This window comes from Occallatibacter sp., from assembly GCF_049802275.1.
Lineage (GTDB): Bacteria > Acidobacteriota > Terriglobia > Terriglobales > Acidobacteriaceae > Telmatobacter.
Genome location: NZ_JBARMD010000539.1, coordinates 1 through 16,758 on the forward strand (window position 1 = coordinate 1; position 16,758 = coordinate 16,758).

Below are 16,758 nucleotides of genomic sequence, written 5' to 3' on the forward strand. Positions count from 1 at the left end.
TGCGCAACGCAAAAGTGACGGTGATGGCTGGCGTGTCAGCTCAACCGGGAGCGTTCAGCGAAGAGATTGTGCGCGAGATGGCGCGGCACACAGACAGGCCAATCATCTTTCCGCTCTCGAATCCGACTTCCCAGGCCGAGGCCACTCCTGCTGATCTGTTGCGGTGGACAGAGGGCCATGCACTGGTGGGTACGGGCAGCCCGTTTCCACCGGTAGAAATTGACGGCCAGCCTGTGCGAATTTCTCAGGTAAACAACTCGTTCATCTTTCCGGGCCTTGCGCTTGGAATCCTTGTCTCGCGTGCGCGGCGCGTGACAGACGGCATGATCATGGCGGCAGCCAAGGCGCTTGCTGGGCTATCCCCTTCACGCGAAGACAAGAGCCTGCCGCTGCTACCGCCGATCGCAGAGTCACGCAAGGTAGCATTGGCGGTTTCGGAAGCCGTGGCGCGCCAGGCGCTCACCGAGGGCGTTGCGGCCATCGGTGATGCCGCTTCCCTCCCCGACCGGATTCGCGCGTACATGTGGAATCCCGTTTATGTTCCCTACGAGCGTGTCGAACACGGAGGCCGCGCAACCGACCTGATTTAGACTCCTCGCCCTGTAGAAAAACGCGTGTCTTGCCCGTTTGTTGATAGTATGGGGGACGGCCAAGATAAACGTTTTATCAACGAGGGAATTAATGAATCAGACTCCTGTGTGTTCCGGGATCAGAATTCCGGCAATGTTGCTCTTGTGTTTTGCGTGCACGGCGATGCCGAGCCTTGCGCAGCGCCCGCAACCCAAGCCCCACCCGACCGGCCCGTGGATGAATTCAAGCCTCTCGCCTGATGAGCGGGCCGACCTCGTGCTAAAGGAGATGACGGTCGACGAAAAGATCGCTCTTCTTCATGGCGTGGGCATGCCAACGGACGACGCAGTAACGCCGGAAAATGCTGCATCGAATCGCGGTGTGGGATACGCGGTTGGCGTTCCGCGACTCGGCATCCCTGGCATAGACATGAGCGATGCGGCCTACGGAGTGCGCTCGAGCGGAGTAAATGGACGCTATTCAACGGCACTGCCCGCCAACGTTGCCGCAGCCGCAAGCTGGGATACCAACGCGGCTTATGAGTATGGCGCATTGATTGGGCGCGAGCTGCGAGCGCAGGGATTCAACATGTCGCTCGGTGGAGGCGTGAATCTGACGCGCGATCCGCGCAATGGACGCACATTTGAGTATCTTGGCGAAGACCCGGTGCTCGCCGGAACGCTCGTGGCGCGGCTGATCGAGGGAACGCAGTCGGCCAACGTGATTGGCGACATCAAGCACTATGCGCTCAACGATCAGGAGAGCGGCCGCAACTCCGTCAACATCACCATCAGCAAGCGCGCGGCGCGTGAAAGCGATCTGCTTGCATTTGAGATTGGCGTGGAACAAGGCAAGCCGGCAGCGGTGATGTGCTCTTATAACCGCGTGAATGGCGACTTCGCGTGCGAGAACGAATGGCTGTTGAACGATGTGCTGAAGAAGGATTGGAAGTTCCCCGGCTTCGTACTGTCTGACTGGGGCGGCACGCACAGCGACGTGAAGGCATCTGCCGCCGGTCTGGATAACGAGCAGCCGGGCAGGTTCTTTTACGAGAAGCGCTTCAAGGATGCTCTCGACGCAGGCAAGATTCCACAGAGCGAGCTCGACGACCACGTACGTCGCATCCTCCGATCGATGTTTGCTGTAGGCGCCGTCGATCATCCTCGGCAGCGCAGCGTTATCGACCCCTTCGCAGGGTTCGAGACAGCGCGCAAGATTGAAGAAGGCGGCATCGTTCTCCTCAAAAATGAGAAGGCAGTGTTGCCGTTAAATGCCGCAAAGTTGAAGACCATCGCGTTGATTGGATCACATTCAGACGTGGGTATGATCTCCGGTGGCGGTTCGGCACAGGTCGATCCGATCGGCGGAAACGCCATCAAGCCTGCAGGACAGGGCGCGACTCACTGGATGGAAGAGATCTGGTTCCCGACTTCGCCGCTGAAGGCGATCCAGGCGCGTGCGCCCCAAGCTACGGTAAAGTACGATCCGGGCACCGATCCAGTTGCAGCCGCTGCTGCGGCCAAGGGCGCCGATGTCGCCATTGTGTTTGCCTACATGTGGTCCAGCGAGGGAATGGACCTGAAGAGCCTGACCCTTCCTCACGATCAGGATGCAATTATTTCGGCAGTGGCTGCCGCCAATCCGCATACTATCGTCGTGCTCGAGACAGGCAATCCTGTGACGATGCCGTGGGTTGACAAGCCTGCAGCAATTCTTGAAGCGTGGTTTGCCGGGAGCGATGGCGCCAACGCGGTGGGCAACGTTCTGTTTGGTACGGTGAACCCAAGCGGCAAACTGCCCAACACCTTCCCGAAGAGTGAAGCCGATCTCCCGCATCCCACGATCACCATGCCGCCGCCCGAATCTTCGCACTTTGATGGAGCCGCGACGCCTGAGAAATGGGCGATGGGACTTCCGCCATTCCAGGTGACGTACGACGAAGGCGTGAAGGTCGGCTACAAGTGGTACGACGCGGAAAACAAGACGCCCCTGTTCCCGTTCGGCTACGGCCTTTCGTATACGACCTATCGCTACTCCGGCCTGCAGGTGACACGGGGGGATAAGGTCAAGGTCACATTCACATTGGCCAACGCGGGCTCGCGCGAAGGATCGGAAATTGCAGAAATCTACGCTGCATTGCCGGCCGCCGCACAAGAGCCGCCCAAACGCCTGGTCGGTTTCGCGAAGGTCAAGTTGAATCCGGGAGAGAAGCAGAACGTCACGGTGGAGATCGATCCGAAATACCTGTCGATCTTCGATGAGCAGAAGAATGACTGGTCGCTGCTTCCAGGCGATTACACCATCATGGTTGGCGGTTCGTCAGTCAGCTTGCCGCTGAAGGCCACGGTGAACCTTAAGTAAGAGAAATGAAATGATGCGAGCCGGCGGGTTTGCGAATCAGCAAATCCGCCGGTTCTTTTTCGCTCAGGCTTTCTCAAGCAGCTTTGGATTGGTCTTGTCGAGTTTGAGAATGAGTTCGCCGAAGAGAGTGTTGGCCCAGGCGAACCACGCTCGCGTGAAATTCGCAGGATCGTTCTTGTTGAAGCTCTCGTGCATGAAGCCGGTTCCGGCATGTGTGGTCTTGAGCCACTTGATGCACTGCAACTGCTCCTTCTCATCGTCGGTGGTGAGCGCGCGCATGATGATGGCCATGGGCCAGATCATGTCCTGGCCGATATGCGGGCCGCCGATTCCCTCGGCTGCTGAGCCCCGAAAGAAATAGGGATTCGCCTCGCTCAACACGAATCGTCGCGTGGCGAGATACATAGGATCGGTCTCGGAACAAGAACCGAGATAGGGCAGGGCAAGCAGGCTGGGCACGTTGGCGTCATCCATGCATATCGCGTTGCCGAATGCGTCGATTTCGTAGGCCCAGATTTCGCCGGCCGTCGGATGATGCACGCGCGCGTGCGCATCCAATGCTGCCTTGATCTCAGAACGGAGGCGACTGGCCTCACTTGCGGCAGCGCTGTCATGCGCAATCTCGGTGAGCATCTCTTCGATACGTTGCAGTGTAATCACGGCAAAGAAGTTGCCGGGGATGTTTAGCGGGTATATGCAAGCGTCATCCGACGGGCGGAAGCCTGAGTAGATGAGGCCGACGGGCCGCGCGGGATTGCCGTAACCATCCCCACTCAGGGTGTCGTACGGCGAAAAGGCCTCGCGTTGAAAGTGATAGGGCCCGCGCGAGGCTTTGCGCTGTTGTGCCTTGAAGGTTTCAAGGATGGCATGCATCGCACGCACCCACTCTGCGCCGAACGGCTTCGTGTCGTGGGTGGTGCGCCAGTATTGATGTGCGAGACGTACGGGGTAGCAGAGCGAGTCGACCTCCCACTTGCGCTCGCCCACGCCGGGTTTCATCTCGGTGTGGTCGGTCTTGCTCCACGGGAGTGGCTCGCGACTGGCAAGGTCAGGCATGAAGGCATTCGCATAAGGATCGGTGAGAATGCAGCGTGTCTGCCGCCGAATGACGCCTCCGATAAGTTGCGCAAGTTCGGAATCAGCAGCGACGAAAGGCAGGTACGGCCAAACCTGCGCAGAAGAATCGCGTAGCCACATGGCAGGGATGTCGCCGGTGACCACGACGGTGTCAGGGCCGGAAGGGCCATTGGTGAATGTGACGGTGGTGTCGAGAGTGTTAGGCAGGCAGTTAGAAAAGAGCCATGCCAGTTCAGGATCGCTCATTCTGGCAGAGATGGACTCGATGGCGCCGTCGACGGCCTTACTGCGAAATCTTCGCGCCGATGGCGCGGGACGTTTGGAGACGAAGCCGGTTTGTGCGAAGGCATTACCCGGCCAAACTGCCGCCGAGGCGACGAATCCGGCGGCGCCCCCGAGGAAGTCGCGACGGGACACGCTGATATTGGAGTTCATTCACAACCCACTGCAAAGAGATTTTGAATTCGTCCTTCATCATACGGCTGATGTACGGCGCTCGAGGTATCACCGTTCTTTATGCGGGCTCGCTTGCGTGTTCAAGAAGCATGCAGGTTACTCCGCATCGGGCGGGACCTGTTCGAGCAGGCGTTTCCAGGTTTTCTGATTGCGGCGGGATGCCTTCTTCAAGTCTTCGAGGATGCGTTCAAAGTCCGCATTGGTCCGCAGATTATTCCACGCCGGGTTTTTCTGGAACCACGAATAGTTCTCATTACCCAGATAGATCGCTCGCCGCAGCCAGTGCAGCGCCTCGCTTGAATCACCCTCAACGGCGAAGTAGGTTGCGAGACGGTAAGCCATCTCGCTGTCGGCTTCGGCTGCGGCGAGAGTTTCATCTTTGAGCAGCGCGGCGGCATGGGCTCGTTCCCCCACCTGCACGTAGCACATAGCCAGTGTGGGCACGGCAATGCGGAGCGATGCATCATCGCGAATAACGCCTTCGAGAATCTTGATAGCCTCTTCGAGGTTGCCGACACGCATTTGCTGGTAGCCGGATGATGTGCGCAGAAGTGGATGGCGCGGTTCGAGCGCGAGACCCTTCTCGAGCTCGTCGCCGGCAAGTTCCAGCTGATTCTGGTATTGGTAGACGCGCGCGCGATGGTTGTAAAGGATTGCCGCGTTGGCGGGGTTCAACTTGAGAGCACGGTTGAACTGCAACAGCGCTTCGTCGTACATGCCGTCGCCGCGCAATGCGATACCGGCCACCATGTGGACGTTCCAATCGTTGGCAGCGTCCGCGAGCAGGTTCGCAATGCCGTGACGCGCCGATTCCTTCTCGCCGCGCGAAAGCAGCATGTAAATGCGGTAAAGATTCGCCTCCGTTGCCGCAGGATCCAGCTTAAGCGCCTCGTCGAAAGCGCGCCGCGCGGTCATCACGTGAATCTGGCCGCCAAATCCGTGCCGCACATATTGCAACTCGGCAATGCCTAGCCCGCTCCATCCTGACGCAAACTCCGGATCCTTCGTGGTGACGCTCGTGAAGAGCGCGTGGGCCTTGTCCAGATCGGCCTTGGAACCAGTACGCACCATGAAGGAACTGAGTAGCGCGCGCGCCTGCAGATACTCTTCACTCACCGGGCCGGGTAGCGAGCCATCGCGGAGCGCGCCGCGGGGCGCATCCATCTGATCGGCGGCGCCCAGTCCATGCAGCGCCGCAAAAACTTCATTTGAAATCTCTGACTGCACAGCGATCAGATCAAGGGATGCCACGCGAATGGCTCCGCCGGAGCGCACACTTTGCGAGCCGATGTCGAGCAACTGCCAGTTAAGGTCGAATCCGTTTTCTGAGCGGAAAAAATTTCCGGCCAGCACAAAAGATACCAGCAGACGCTGCCCGACGGAGAGCGGATCCATCTGCGCAAGGGGCAACGACATCAGCGCGCTCGACGGCCTGACCACCAGAGCGGGAATGCGCGCGAGGCGTGCGGCGATGGCATCGGCAAGCGCGTAGCCATAGAGCGGCGCAACCTCGGTTGCACCAAGATTCGCGAACGGAAGCACCACCAGCGAATTCTGCTGCGCACCATTTACTGCAGACTCGCGAAACCGCTCCGCCAGCATCGAGAGAAATCCGGTCGCGCGCTTCTCCGCTTCGGCCTCTGTCGTCGGCAGGTTCGCCGCGGCCTCGCCCGGTATCGCTCCTGTCTCAATTTGCAGCGCTTTCATGATGGTCTTCAACGCCTCGCGCACCTCGGCAGCAGAGGCATAGCGGGTAGCGGGAGTCTTCTCGAGGCAGGTCGCGATTACGCTTTTCAGTTCAATCGAGATATCGGGGACGATCTCGCTAAGATCGACGGGATCGGAAAACTGAATAGCGCGGATCGTCTGGAAGTCTTCCCCATCCGGCCGCGAAAACGGATGGCGGCCGCTGGCAAGTTCGTACAGAATCACGCCAAGCGCCCACACGTCGGATTGAACGCTCGATTGGCCGGTCACAAACTGCTCCGGAGCCATGTACCGGATGGTGCCGCCGCGAGCGGTGTACGTCGCGGCAACCGATGCGTCCCTGGAAAGAGCAGGCTTGGATGGATCGAAGCTGGCATCTTCAGGCCGCAGGCGACGTGCCAGGCCGAAGTCAAGAATCTTTACCAGGCCACCGTCAGTGAGCATCACGTTCTGGGGTTTCAGGTCGCGATGGAAGATGCCCAGCGAGTGCGCCGCCTGGAGCCCGTCGGCGATCTGGATTCCCACCGAGAGCAGGAGCTGCGGAGTGGCTGGACCTCGCGAGATGAGTTGATCGAGCGACTGGCCCGGCACATACTGCATGACGATGTAGCCTTCGTCGCCAGCCTCACCAACCTCGTAGATGGCGCAGACATTCGGGTGCTCAATCGCAGAGGCGAGACGCGCTTCGCGGAGCACCGTAGTGCGCAACTGCTGCGCCGAGAGCAGACCGGTACGCAGAATCTTGAGTACCACGGGACGCTGCAACAGCGTGTCGTTCGCAAGGTACACAACACCGCTGCCTCCTGCGCCGAGGCGGCGAATAATCTCATAGTGCTCAATGATCTTGCGTTTCATCGCTGCTTTCAGTGTAGTTGCAGCGTCGTGAGGACTGTATCAATTTCCGGTGAGGGGCTGGGCGCTCCGAAGTAAGTTGATTGATAAAGCCAAAAACAGCAAGTGATGGTTCGTTGCTTTCCCACCCTTGCTGCGCAAGGATGGGGCACCTGGTATTTCGCTAATCCCTGTTCCCTAATCTCTGTTCCCTGCCTCAATGTCCTCGCCGGATTTCGCCTTCTTCTGCCGGCGGTGGCAGCTCTTTGGCGAGGCGGCGCTGGCTGCGTTGGCCGAGCAGGAACATTATCAGCCCGAACACCAGAAGCACCAGGCCCCACCAGAGATTCGCGTTGATGCCGAGGCTCTTAGCGTAGAGCTCAACATTGCCGTTGGTCTTAATTCCCCACGTCGTCATGATGGCGCCGGTGAAGGTAAACATCAGTCCCATCGGAATGCGCAAATCGAGATTCATGGTGCTCCCTTCCTCTCAGGCAAAGAAAATATTCAATGCAACGGCGCCCAGCAGAACCGCGACGCCCAGGGCCTCCGGGCTCTTCCACCAGCGATCGTGCGCGCGCGGCGGCTTGGGCGTAAGCGAATGCACAAGGCCCACAAGTTCAGACTCAGGCCGCGGCTTTGTAAACAAACTCACGATCACAGTGATGATGAAGTTAGTGCCGAAGGCGAAGATCGCGCCCCAGAAATTCTGCGCCATGTCACTTGGGTAATGGTGCACCACAGTGATCCAGCCGCCGTGGATGCCAGGGTGTGCCTCGATGGGCAGCGTAAGCCCGTGATGCAGCATGGCAGCCACGGTTCCCGATATCAGCCCGGTAAATGCTGCGTGGCCTGTGGTGCGCTTCCAGAACATGCCTAGCAGGAACGTCGCGAACAGTGGCGCATTCACAAAGCTGAAGACGAGCTGGAGCGTGTCCATGATGTTGTTGAAGTTGATGGCCGCGTAGGCCGTCGCAATCGAGAGCAGAATCCCCCCGACAGTGGCCCATCGTCCCACCGCCATATAGTGACGGTCGCTGCCGCCCTTGTGGATGTAGGACTGATAGAGGTCGTAGGTGAACACGGTGTTGAACGCCGTCACGTTGCCCGCCATGCCGCTCATGAAGCTGGCCAGCAGCGCGGTCAATCCGAGCCCGAGAATGCCAGTCGGAAAATAATGCAGCAACATATTGGGCGTGGCCATGTCGTAGTCGAGCAGGGGCTTCCCGCTAGCGTCGAACATCGCTTTGCCGGTCACCGGGTTGATTTTTGCCGGCACCAGTCCCCTGCCCTCTTCCACTTGTTTCGAAACAACATTCGTCGTGTGGTAGATGACGCCATGGTCCTCGCGTACCGTGGTGGTGGTCTTCGGCGTGGCCAGCGAGATCGCGATCAATCCGGGCAGAATAACCAAAAACGGAAACACCATTTTTGGAACCGCGGCGATCAAGGGGACGCGACGTGCGGACTCCATGTTCTTTGAGGCCATCGCCGTCTGGATCACCAGGAAATCGGTGCACCAGTAGCCGGAGCCGAGCACAAATCCCAGGCCCATCCCGATGCCGATAATTTCGATGCCCATCGGGTTGGTGCTCGAGTGCATTACGCCTTTCCACTCGTGCATCATGCGCGGATCGACGGCGGAAACAGCTGTCCTCAATCCACTCCACCCACCAACATTCTTCAGGCCCAGCAGCACCAGCGGCAAAAAGCCCGCGATGATCAGGAAGAATTGCAGCACCTCGTTGTAGATGGCGCTCGTGAGTCCGCCAAGAAATATGTACAGCAGCACGATCACAGCCGACATCACGATTGAGAATGTGAAGATACCTTCGGGAGCCCACCCAAGCATGTGGAACAATCCGTCAAAAACATGCAGCGCCTGGATCAGCCGCGCCATGGCGTACATCGAAATGCCCGAACTGAACACAGTCATTACAGCAAACGAGCACGCGTTCAAAGCGCGCGTCTTTTCGTCAAAGCGAAGGCGCAGAAACTCCGGCACCGAGCGTGCCTTTGAGCCGTAATAAAAAGGCATCATGAAGATGCCGACGAAGACCATGGCGGGTATGGCGCCGATTCCGTAGAATTGCGCTGTCTCCAGGCCGTACTTGGCGCCTGAGGCGCCCATTCCAATGACTTCCTGAGCGCCAAGATTGGCGCTGATGAAGGCGAGACCGCAGATCCATGCCGGCAGCGCACGCCCGGCCTGGAAGAAGTCCTTGCTGGTTTTCATGTAGCGCTTGAGGGCAAAGCCGATGCCCAGCACAAACACGAAATACAGCAGCATGATCAGCCAATCGACAATGGTAAGTTGCAAGACGGCTCCCCTGATTTACTACGGCGTTTGCGCACACTCGCGGTAGAAGCAGCTCCGATTTCGCACCGCGTCGACGACTTGGTTCGATGATACGCAAACCACTCTACTGACGGGAGGTTCGACTCGTCCAGCGTAAAATGAAAACCTTTTCAGAATCGCATGCTGCTCTGCTTTTTGGAGGAGTAACAAGTTAAACTAAGAGAGCATGATTCCTACCCTTGCCTGGACCCCGGAAGGCGTCCGATTTATCGATCAAACAAAGCTTCCTCTCGAGGAAAGCTATGTGCTTGCCACCGATTACGAACAGGTAGCCGATGTTATCGTCACCATGGTCGTGCGCGGTGCGCCGGCAATCGGAGTATCAGCCGCCTACGGCGTCGCCCTCGGTGCACTCCGCAGCCACGCGAAAACCGCGCAGGAGTTTGCACCCGAATTCGAAAAGATCTGCGCGCGTCTTGCTGGCACGCGTCCCACCGCCGTGAATCTGTTCTGGGCCATCGACCGCATGAAGCGCCACTTCGCGGCTCTGCTTTCTGCAGGCGCTACCATGAAACAGGTACAGGACAAGCTGCTTGCCGAATCCCACGCCATGTACGAGGAAGACATTGCAGCGTGTAAAACGATGGGCTCCTTCGGCGGAGCATTGCTTCCGGAGGAGGGCGGCGTTCTGACCCACTGCAACGCCGGCGCGTTGGCTACTTGCGGCTACGGCACGGCGCTCGGCGTCATCCGCTCTGCCGTCGAACACGGCAAGCGCATCCACGTTTATGCCGACGAGACACGCCCGTTTTTGCAAGGCGCTCGGCTCACGGCATGGGAACTGATGGCCGACGGTATTCCGACGACGGTGATCTGCGACAACATGGCAGCCAGCTTGATGCGCGCTGGAAAAATCAAGGCCGTAGTCGTGGGTGCCGATCGCATCGCCGCAAACGGGGATTTCGCCAACAAGATTGGCACGTACAACGTCGCCATTCTCGCGAAGGAACACGGGATTCCGTTTTATTGCGCCGCACCGTGGTCCACGATCGACACAGCTACTGCGACAGGCGAGGCGATTCCAATCGAAGAGCGCTCTGCAAAGGAAGTGACGCATCACGGCGGCAAGCAGCTTACGCCGCATGGGGTCGGCATCTGCAATCCCGCATTCGACGTGACACCGGCAAAGTACGTCACGGCCATCATCACTGAGCGCGGCGTGCTGCGTGCGCCTTATGCCGAGTCTCTGAAAGAAATGGACCTGGTCGCAAGGTAGCCGACGCAGTTTCGGAATACGCGACTGCCGTAACGGTCTAGAGTTGTAGAAGTTGTGTCTTCCCGCCTATCCATCTTCCGATTGCGACAAAAATCTCTCGTACGTGGAATTGTGCTCTCACTCAGCGCATTCATCGCGAGCCTGCTGCTGGCGGGGTTTCCGCACATCGAAAAGCTGCACGGATCGCCATGGCAGTTTGCATCTCTGCTTGCCGCTGCATGGGGCATGGCGGAGACCGGCCGCTGCCTGCGCGGCAAGTGGAGCCTCTACCACGCGGGCGTACTGCTCCTGCTGTACTCCGATCTCATGATCCTCACGCTGATCGTTTTCCTGGTTGCTTATCCCCTGTAGACCGCATTTATTTAGCGTCTTGATATCACATGCCTTTTTCCGCGAGGCTGTGTAAGATAGGCAAACGCGCAGCGACGCGACGCCGTTGGTTGGAACGCTCTCATTCCAGACCAGTACGCCGTCCAGTCGCTTGTGCACACCGACTTTCAGGAGGCAGGCATGCTGAAGGGATTTCGTGATTTTGTTCTCCGCGGCAACGTCCTCGATCTGGCTGTGGGCGTCATCATCGGCGGCGCATTCGGAACGGTTGTAACCTCTCTCGTCAAGGATGTATTCACTCCGATCATCGGCAATCTTGTGAGCAAGCCAGACTTCAGCGCCATCCAAGTGGACCACATCATGATCGGCAACTTCCTGAATGCCGTGATCGCATTCCTGCTAGTCGCAGTGGCTGTCTACTTCTTCATCGTGGTCCCGGCCAACGCGTTGATGGCTCGCTTCCACAAACCCGTACCCGATGCGCCCCCGGCAACGAAGCCATGCCCGCAATGCCTCAGCGACATCCCTGCCGCTGCGAAGCGTTGCGCGCATTGTACCCAACCGGTTGCCTGATCCCCAGTCAGCCTAGTCCAGTTCGCGCAGCGGCTGCGAAAACGCGAAGAACCCGATAAACGACAGCAGCGCAACGCTGGCCATCATCGCCAGCGCGTGCCCTGTGTCGATATGACGCGAGAGTTCCCCGGCCACTAGCGCGCCGATCGGCGGCAAGCCGAGGAAACTGGTCGCGTAGATGCTCATCATGCGGCCGCGCATCGCGTCACTCGACAGGTGCTGGATCGACACGTTGAAGCATGAGATCATCAGGATTCCCGTAAAGCCTTCGAAGAATGCCAGGATCTGCGAAAGGCCGAAGACATGGGAGTAGCTGAAGCCGATAATGGCTGCGAAAAATACGACTCCGCAGCCGGTCAGCACACGCCCTCTGTGACGAATCACCCCGGAGATGGCGATCGTCATCGCGCCGAGCACTGATCCCAATCCCGAGCACGCCAGCAGCCATCCCAGCCCGCTCTCACCGGCATGAAGTTGCACCTTCGCAAAGTACGGAATGAAGGTAATGAATGGGAATCCAAAGAAGCTTGCGAACGCCGTCATCCAGATCATGACGTACATCTGACGATTGCTGCGCAGGTAGGCAAATCCGCCCTGCAGACTGTCCCACATGCTCTGGTGGCGACCGAACTTCTCCTCGGGGTAATCGATGTGCACCAGTGCCCACAGCACTGCAAGGAAGCTGACGCCATTGAGAAGGAAGTTGCCGGCCATACCGAACAAGACCATGGCATACCCGCCGAGTGTTGGCCCCAGGATGCGCGACATGTTGAACTGTGCGGAGTTTAGCGCGATGGCGTTGGTGAGATCTTCGCGTTTCACCAGCTTTGGCACCAGCGCCTGGTAGCTCGGCGCATTCATGGCCATGGCCACACCATTGCCGAAGGCAATCGCGGCCACGCCCCAGACTCCGATGGCGTGAAAATACGTGAGGCCCGCCAGCAGAAACGCCAGCAGCATCATGATGCTCTGCGTCACAAGCAGCAGGCGGCGTTTATTCACGCGGTCGGCAATGACGCCGCCAAAGAGCGTAACGAAGAGAAATGGAATCGATCCCGCAAAACCCACGACGCCCAGCCAGAATGCCGAATTGGTCAGCGTGAGAACCAGCCAGCCCTGCGCCACGTTCTGCATCCACGTGCCGATGTTGGAGGTGAAGTTGCCGGCCCAGAAGAGGCGGAAATTCGGATTCCGCAATGCTCGAATGAACTGCGGCAGATCCGCGGTCTCCGGTGGCGGCAGTTCCTGCACGATCGCCGCGGGCTCATCAGAAGCGGCGGCGAGGTTTTCTTCATTCAGTTTGGGACCGGTTCGCAGAGGGGGAGTCTCCAATCCATAGTGTAAGCTGTGAAAAATGCGCCGAAGACGCATATCAGAGCGCTTCGGCTTCTGTTTATTCACCACTTTTGCACCTCAAAGGTTTTCGCCTGATGATGATTCGAAGGCTTCTGGTTGCCCCCTTTCTTGTGGTTGCTGTTTTCGCCTTCCAAATTCAGCACAGCATGGCGCAGATTTCGACAGCTGCGACCGCGCCAGCCGCTCCGAAGCAAGTCTTCGGCTATCGAGACTTCAGCAAAGAGGCAGGCATCGAGGACAAGTTCCTCGCCGTGCCCAATGCGAAGCTTGCCGGAGAACACCTGAAGACCCTGACGGCCGAGCCGCACATTGCCTCGAGCCCCGAAGACTACAAGACCGCCGAATACGTCGCGGAGAAATTCCGCGCCGCCGGGCTCGACACCGCGATCGTCCCTTATCGCGTGTTGATGAATCAGCCTAAGGCCGTCAAGGTTGAGGCGTTCGATCCGTCCGGGAAGCAACTCATGTCAGGTCCAACACGCGAACACGTCGAGGGCGACCCCTTCGATATGGACCCGCGCGTTGTCATGCCGTTCAACGGCTCCTCCGGCTCCGGCGACGTGACCGCCGAAGCGGTTTACGCGAACTACGGACGCCTTGAAGACTTCGACGAACTCGCGAAACAGAAGATTGACCTGCACGGCAAAATCGTAATCGTCCGTTACGGTGCGAACTTCCGCGGCGTGAAGGTATATATCGCGGAGCAGCGCGGCGCTATCGGCGTCATCATCTACTCCGATCCGCAGGATGATGGCTACTACAAGGGCGATCCCTACCCCAACGGTCCCTGGCGCCCCGACACGGGCGTGCAGCGCGGATCCGTGCAATACCTCTTCAAGTACCCGGGCGATCCCGAGACTCCCGGCATCCCCTCGCTTCCCGAACTGCCGGATTCGGCCCGCGTGAATCCTGAGGGCAACCAGCCGCACATCATCTCCATCCCGCTCAGCTATCGGGACGCTGCGCCAATTCTGCAGGCAATGAAAGGCCCCGGCGTGCCGCAAGGCTGGCAAGGCGCGCTTCCCTTCCGCTATCACCTCGGCCCCGGCGGTGTGCGTGTGCACCTTGTATCGCAACAGGACTACCAGCGTCGAACCATCTGGGACGTAATCGGCAAGATCAAAGGCACGGAGGATCCCGAAAATTGGGTCGTCGTCGGCAATCATCGCGACGCGTGGGTCTACGGCGCCGTCGACCCCAACAGTGGCACCGCCAGCATGCTCGAAGCCGTTCACGGTGTGGGCGCACTCATCCGTGAAGGCTGGAAGCCGAAGCGCTCGATCCTCTTTTGCAGTTGGGATGCTGAAGAAGAAGGCCTGATCGGCTCGACCGAGTGGGTAGAGCAGCACGCGCAACAACTAACCAACGCGGTTGCCTATTTCAACGTCGACGTGGCGGTTGCCGGGCCGGACTTTTCAGCGTCCGCCGTTCCCTCGCTCAAGAATTTCATGCGCGACATCTCCAAGTCGGTGGCCAGCCCGATGGGCGATACCGTTTATGACGAGTGGCTTGCCAATCGCCACGGAAACGAGCACCGCGCCAGCAATGCCCCCGCACAGCCTGGCGCCGAGGTGCATGTAAGCGATCTCGGCTCCGGCTCGGACTTCACGCCGTTCTTGCAACACATCGGAGTGCCGTCGACCGACATCGGATCGAGCGGACCGTACGGCGTCTATCACTCCGTCTTCGATAACTACGCATGGTTCGTCATGAACGCCGATCCGCACTTCGTCTACCTGCAGCAGATGGCGCGCGTGCTCGGCCTCGAAGCGGTCCGCATGGCCGACACCGATGTGCTGCCTTACGATTACCCGGCCTATGCTCGCGAAGTGAAAGCCTACATCGAGGCAGCCAAGCGCAAGGCAAGTGACGACGGGCTGACCGGCATCGATTTTGTGCCGGCTCTGGCTGTCGCCACGCACTTTGCCACTGCCGCCGACCACGCACATCAATTGCAATTAAACCCGCCCGCCAATGTCGCTCAGTTCAACGCTGCCCTGCGCGCAACTGAAACGGCTTTGCTCTCACCGGCGGGTCTGCCCAACCGTCCCTGGTATAAGCACACCATTTACGCCCCGGGCGAATACACCGGCTATGCAGCGGTCGTTATCCCTGGCGTAAACGAAGCCATCGAGGCCAAGGATCCCGCCCGGGCGTCGGCGCAACTCACCGTGTTGGCACAGTGCCTCGAAAGGGCGACGCAAACCCTTGAAAGCGCTCACTAAACGGTGCTGTGAGGCGTCTTTTAAGTAGCGGCGAAATCTCGGGCAAATTTGTGATCTAAATCACGCATGTTGGTTAGAACCATTGACCCGCTCCATCGGTACCCGTATCGTTAAACTCAAGTTATGACGAAGTCTTCCAATTCGGTAAGGATCGGTATCGCGGTCGCCATCATCCTCGGCACCATCGGCTGGCTGGCGTTTACCGGTTACGGCTCCAGCAAGAGCTATTACGTTACGGTTGCCGAGCTTGGCAATATGGGCGAAAAAGCCTACAGGAGCAATCTCCGTGTGGAAGGCTTCGTTCAGCCCGGCTCAATCGAGCAGAGCGGACCGCACGTTACGTTTGTCCTGAATGAGTTTGAAAGCCACTCGCCCAAGGCTGCCAACGGCAAGAAACTGACTGTGATTTACAAAGGCTCCGAGCCGCCGCCGGATACGTTCAAGGACGATTCCCAGGCACTCGCCGAAGGCACCATTGGACGCGACGGCGTCTTCCACGCCACCGCACTTCAGGCCAAATGCGCCAGCAAATATGCCCCCGCAACGCCAAATGGCCAGCCTGGCGCCATGCCGGCCAAACAGGCTCCCGCCAGCACGAACCCGCGCGCCAATTCAGCCCCTGCACCCCAACCGGGCAGCGCCCTCGCTGGAATCGCCACGAACTGATTCCATGACAGCGCAAGCCCCGGAGGCCACCAGCTCTACCCTTTGCGCTCACCTCGAAAACGTTTCTAAGCTCTTTGGTTCGTTTGCTGCACTGCGCCAGGTCTCAGTCGATCTCGAGCCGGGCAAATGCTATGTGCTGATCGGCGAAAACGGCGCCGGAAAGTCGACGCTTTTGCGCATCCTGGCCGGTCTTTTGCGGCCAACTGGCGGCAAAGTCACGGTATTTGGCGGCGAAGAACCCCACGATACCCGCGATCGCATCGGCTACATGAGCCACGCGCCCATGCTCTATGACGAGTTCACGGGCCAGGAAAACCTGCGCTACTTCGCCAGCCTCTATCCCGGCCGCGAATGCCTCCATCCTGCTGAAGCGTTGCGCCAGGTGGGCCTCGATCCCGAACTCAATCGCACGCTCGGCCAGTACTCGCAGGGCATGCGCCAACGTACATCGCTTGCTCGCGTCCTGATGCCTGTGCCGGAATTGCTGCTGCTCGATGAGCCCTTCTCTAACATGGACATCGAGTCGACCCACCAGATGGTTGAATTGCTCGCCGGGTTCCGGCAGAAAAACCGCACCATCGTGATCACCACGCACCAGCGCGAACACGCTGCGCCAATCGCTGACTGGGTCCTCCGTCTGCAGGCCGGACGCGTCGCCGACTTTGCCCCGGGGAAGCCGACATTATGAAGACCAACGGCGCACGCTTTCTCGAATCTCTCGCCATCCCATTCGAACTTCGCGAATACGAGGTCGACCCTGACGATCTGTCGGCGATCACGGTTGCCAGAAAGATCGGCATGCCGCCAGAGCAGGTCTTCAAAACCTTGCTCGTGACCGGTGGGCCCAACATTTACCGATTCGCCGTTGTGCCTGGCGACGCCGAACTCGACTTCAAAAAGCTCGCCAGCGCCGCAGGGTTGCGCAAAGCCGAGATGGCTCCGCTCAAAGATGTGCAGCCACTTACCGGGTACATTCGCGGCGGCGTCACCCTCTTTGGTTCGAGGAAGGTCTTCCCGGTCTACATCGATGA

Annotated in this window: 14 protein-coding genes; 9 read left to right on the forward strand and 5 right to left on the reverse strand. The window is 59.0% G+C overall.

Annotated features, from left to right (window positions below; translation table 11 throughout):
* Together WA354_RS18560 and WA354_RS18565 are read left to right on the forward strand one after the other, a co-directional pair.
* Positions 1-590, forward strand: a 590-nt coding sequence (locus tag WA354_RS18560; RefSeq protein WP_472814509.1) for a malic enzyme-like NAD(P)-binding protein, incomplete at its 5' end; no start/stop codon positions are given.
* Between the two features lie 91 nt (positions 591-681).
* Positions 682-2,931: a beta-glucosidase gene (locus WA354_RS18565; protein WP_472814510.1), complete on the forward strand. Its 2,250-nt coding sequence runs from the start codon at positions 682-684 to the stop codon at positions 2,929-2,931.
* A gap of 63 nt (positions 2,932-2,994) precedes the next feature.
* Here the strand turns inward: WA354_RS18565 and WA354_RS18570 are convergent, their stop codons facing one another.
* From WA354_RS18570 to WA354_RS18585, 4 genes are all read right to left on the reverse strand, one after another.
* Positions 2,995-4,443 carry a glycoside hydrolase family 125 protein gene (locus WA354_RS18570; RefSeq protein ID WP_472814511.1) on the reverse strand — a complete coding sequence of 483 codons (1,449 nt, stop codon included), beginning with the start codon at positions 4,441-4,443 and terminating at the stop codon, positions 2,995-2,997.
* 117 nt (positions 4,444-4,560) lie between these two features.
* Positions 4,561-7,026: a protein kinase domain-containing protein gene (locus WA354_RS18575; RefSeq protein ID WP_472814512.1), complete on the reverse strand. Its 2,466-nt coding sequence runs from the start codon at positions 7,024-7,026 to the stop codon at positions 4,561-4,563.
* Positions 7,027-7,219: 193 nt separating this feature from the next.
* Complete coding sequence (locus WA354_RS18580) at positions 7,220-7,477, reverse strand: hypothetical protein (protein WP_472814513.1); 258 nt, start codon at positions 7,475-7,477, stop codon at positions 7,220-7,222.
* Between the two features lie 15 nt (positions 7,478-7,492).
* Entirely contained in the window at positions 7,493-9,322 is a 1,830-nt protein-coding gene (locus WA354_RS18585) for a sodium:solute symporter family protein (protein WP_472814514.1), read from the reverse strand.
* A gap of 205 nt (positions 9,323-9,527) precedes the next feature.
* On the opposite strand from WA354_RS18585, the gene mtnA reads away from it, so the two are divergent.
* From mtnA to mscL, 3 genes are all read left to right on the forward strand, one after another.
* Positions 9,528-10,577 carry an S-methyl-5-thioribose-1-phosphate isomerase gene (gene mtnA, locus WA354_RS18590; protein WP_472814515.1) on the forward strand — a complete coding sequence of 350 codons (1,050 nt, stop codon included), beginning with the start codon at positions 9,528-9,530 and terminating at the stop codon, positions 10,575-10,577.
* Positions 10,578-10,688: 111 nt separating this feature from the next.
* Complete coding sequence (locus WA354_RS18595; protein WP_472814516.1) at positions 10,689-10,928, forward strand: permease; 240 nt, start codon at positions 10,689-10,691, stop codon at positions 10,926-10,928.
* 159 nt (positions 10,929-11,087) lie between these two features.
* Positions 11,088-11,480 (forward strand): large conductance mechanosensitive channel protein MscL, encoded by a 393-nt coding sequence (gene mscL / locus WA354_RS18600; protein WP_472814517.1) that lies wholly within the window; start codon positions 11,088-11,090, stop codon positions 11,478-11,480.
* A gap of 12 nt (positions 11,481-11,492) precedes the next feature.
* Here the strand turns inward: mscL and WA354_RS18605 are convergent, their stop codons facing one another.
* Entirely contained in the window at positions 11,493-12,881 is a 1,389-nt protein-coding gene (locus WA354_RS18605; RefSeq protein WP_472814518.1) for an MFS transporter, read from the reverse strand.
* A gap of 29 nt (positions 12,882-12,910) precedes the next feature.
* On the opposite strand from WA354_RS18605, the gene WA354_RS18610 reads away from it, so the two are divergent.
* From WA354_RS18610 to WA354_RS18625, 4 genes are all read left to right on the forward strand, one after another.
* Positions 12,911-15,061 carry a M28 family metallopeptidase gene (locus WA354_RS18610; protein WP_472814519.1) on the forward strand — a complete coding sequence of 717 codons (2,151 nt, stop codon included), beginning with the start codon at positions 12,911-12,913 and terminating at the stop codon, positions 15,059-15,061.
* Positions 15,062-15,184: 123 nt separating this feature from the next.
* Positions 15,185-15,727, forward strand: a complete 543-nt coding sequence (locus WA354_RS18615) for a cytochrome c maturation protein CcmE (RefSeq protein WP_472814520.1) — start codon at positions 15,185-15,187, stop codon at positions 15,725-15,727.
* 4 nt (positions 15,728-15,731) lie between these two features.
* Positions 15,732-16,415 carry an ABC transporter ATP-binding protein gene (locus WA354_RS18620; protein ID WP_472814521.1) on the forward strand — a complete coding sequence of 228 codons (684 nt, stop codon included), beginning with the start codon at positions 15,732-15,734 and terminating at the stop codon, positions 16,413-16,415.
* Positions 16,412-16,758 (forward strand): aminoacyl-tRNA deacylase (locus WA354_RS18625; protein ID WP_472814522.1); only part of this gene is annotated, 347 nt, incomplete at its 3' end. The genes WA354_RS18620 and WA354_RS18625, both read left to right, overlap by 4 nt.

Bases quoted from the DNA above. Each gene is read 5' to 3' on its own strand.
- WA354_RS18565 (WP_472814510.1), top strand. From the start codon at position 682: ATGAATCAGACTCCTGTGTGTTCCGGGATCAGAATTCCGGCAATGTTG.
- WA354_RS18570 (WP_472814511.1), bottom strand. From the start codon at position 4,443: ATGAACTCCAATATCAGCGTGTCCCGTCGCGACTTCCTCGGGGGCGCC.
- WA354_RS18575 (WP_472814512.1), bottom strand. From the start codon at position 7,026: ATGAAACGCAAGATCATTGAGCACTATGAGATTATTCGCCGCCTCGGC.
- WA354_RS18580 (WP_472814513.1), bottom strand. From the start codon at position 7,477: ATGAATCTCGATTTGCGCATTCCGATGGGACTGATGTTTACCTTCACC.
- mtnA (WP_472814515.1), top strand. From the start codon at position 9,528: ATGATTCCTACCCTTGCCTGGACCCCGGAAGGCGTCCGATTTATCGAT.
- mscL (WP_472814517.1), top strand. From the start codon at position 11,088: ATGCTGAAGGGATTTCGTGATTTTGTTCTCCGCGGCAACGTCCTCGAT.
- WA354_RS18610 (WP_472814519.1), top strand. From the start codon at position 12,911: ATGATGATTCGAAGGCTTCTGGTTGCCCCCTTTCTTGTGGTTGCTGTT.
- WA354_RS18615 (WP_472814520.1), top strand. From the start codon at position 15,185: ATGACGAAGTCTTCCAATTCGGTAAGGATCGGTATCGCGGTCGCCATC.
- WA354_RS18620 (WP_472814521.1), top strand. From the start codon at position 15,732: ATGACAGCGCAAGCCCCGGAGGCCACCAGCTCTACCCTTTGCGCTCAC.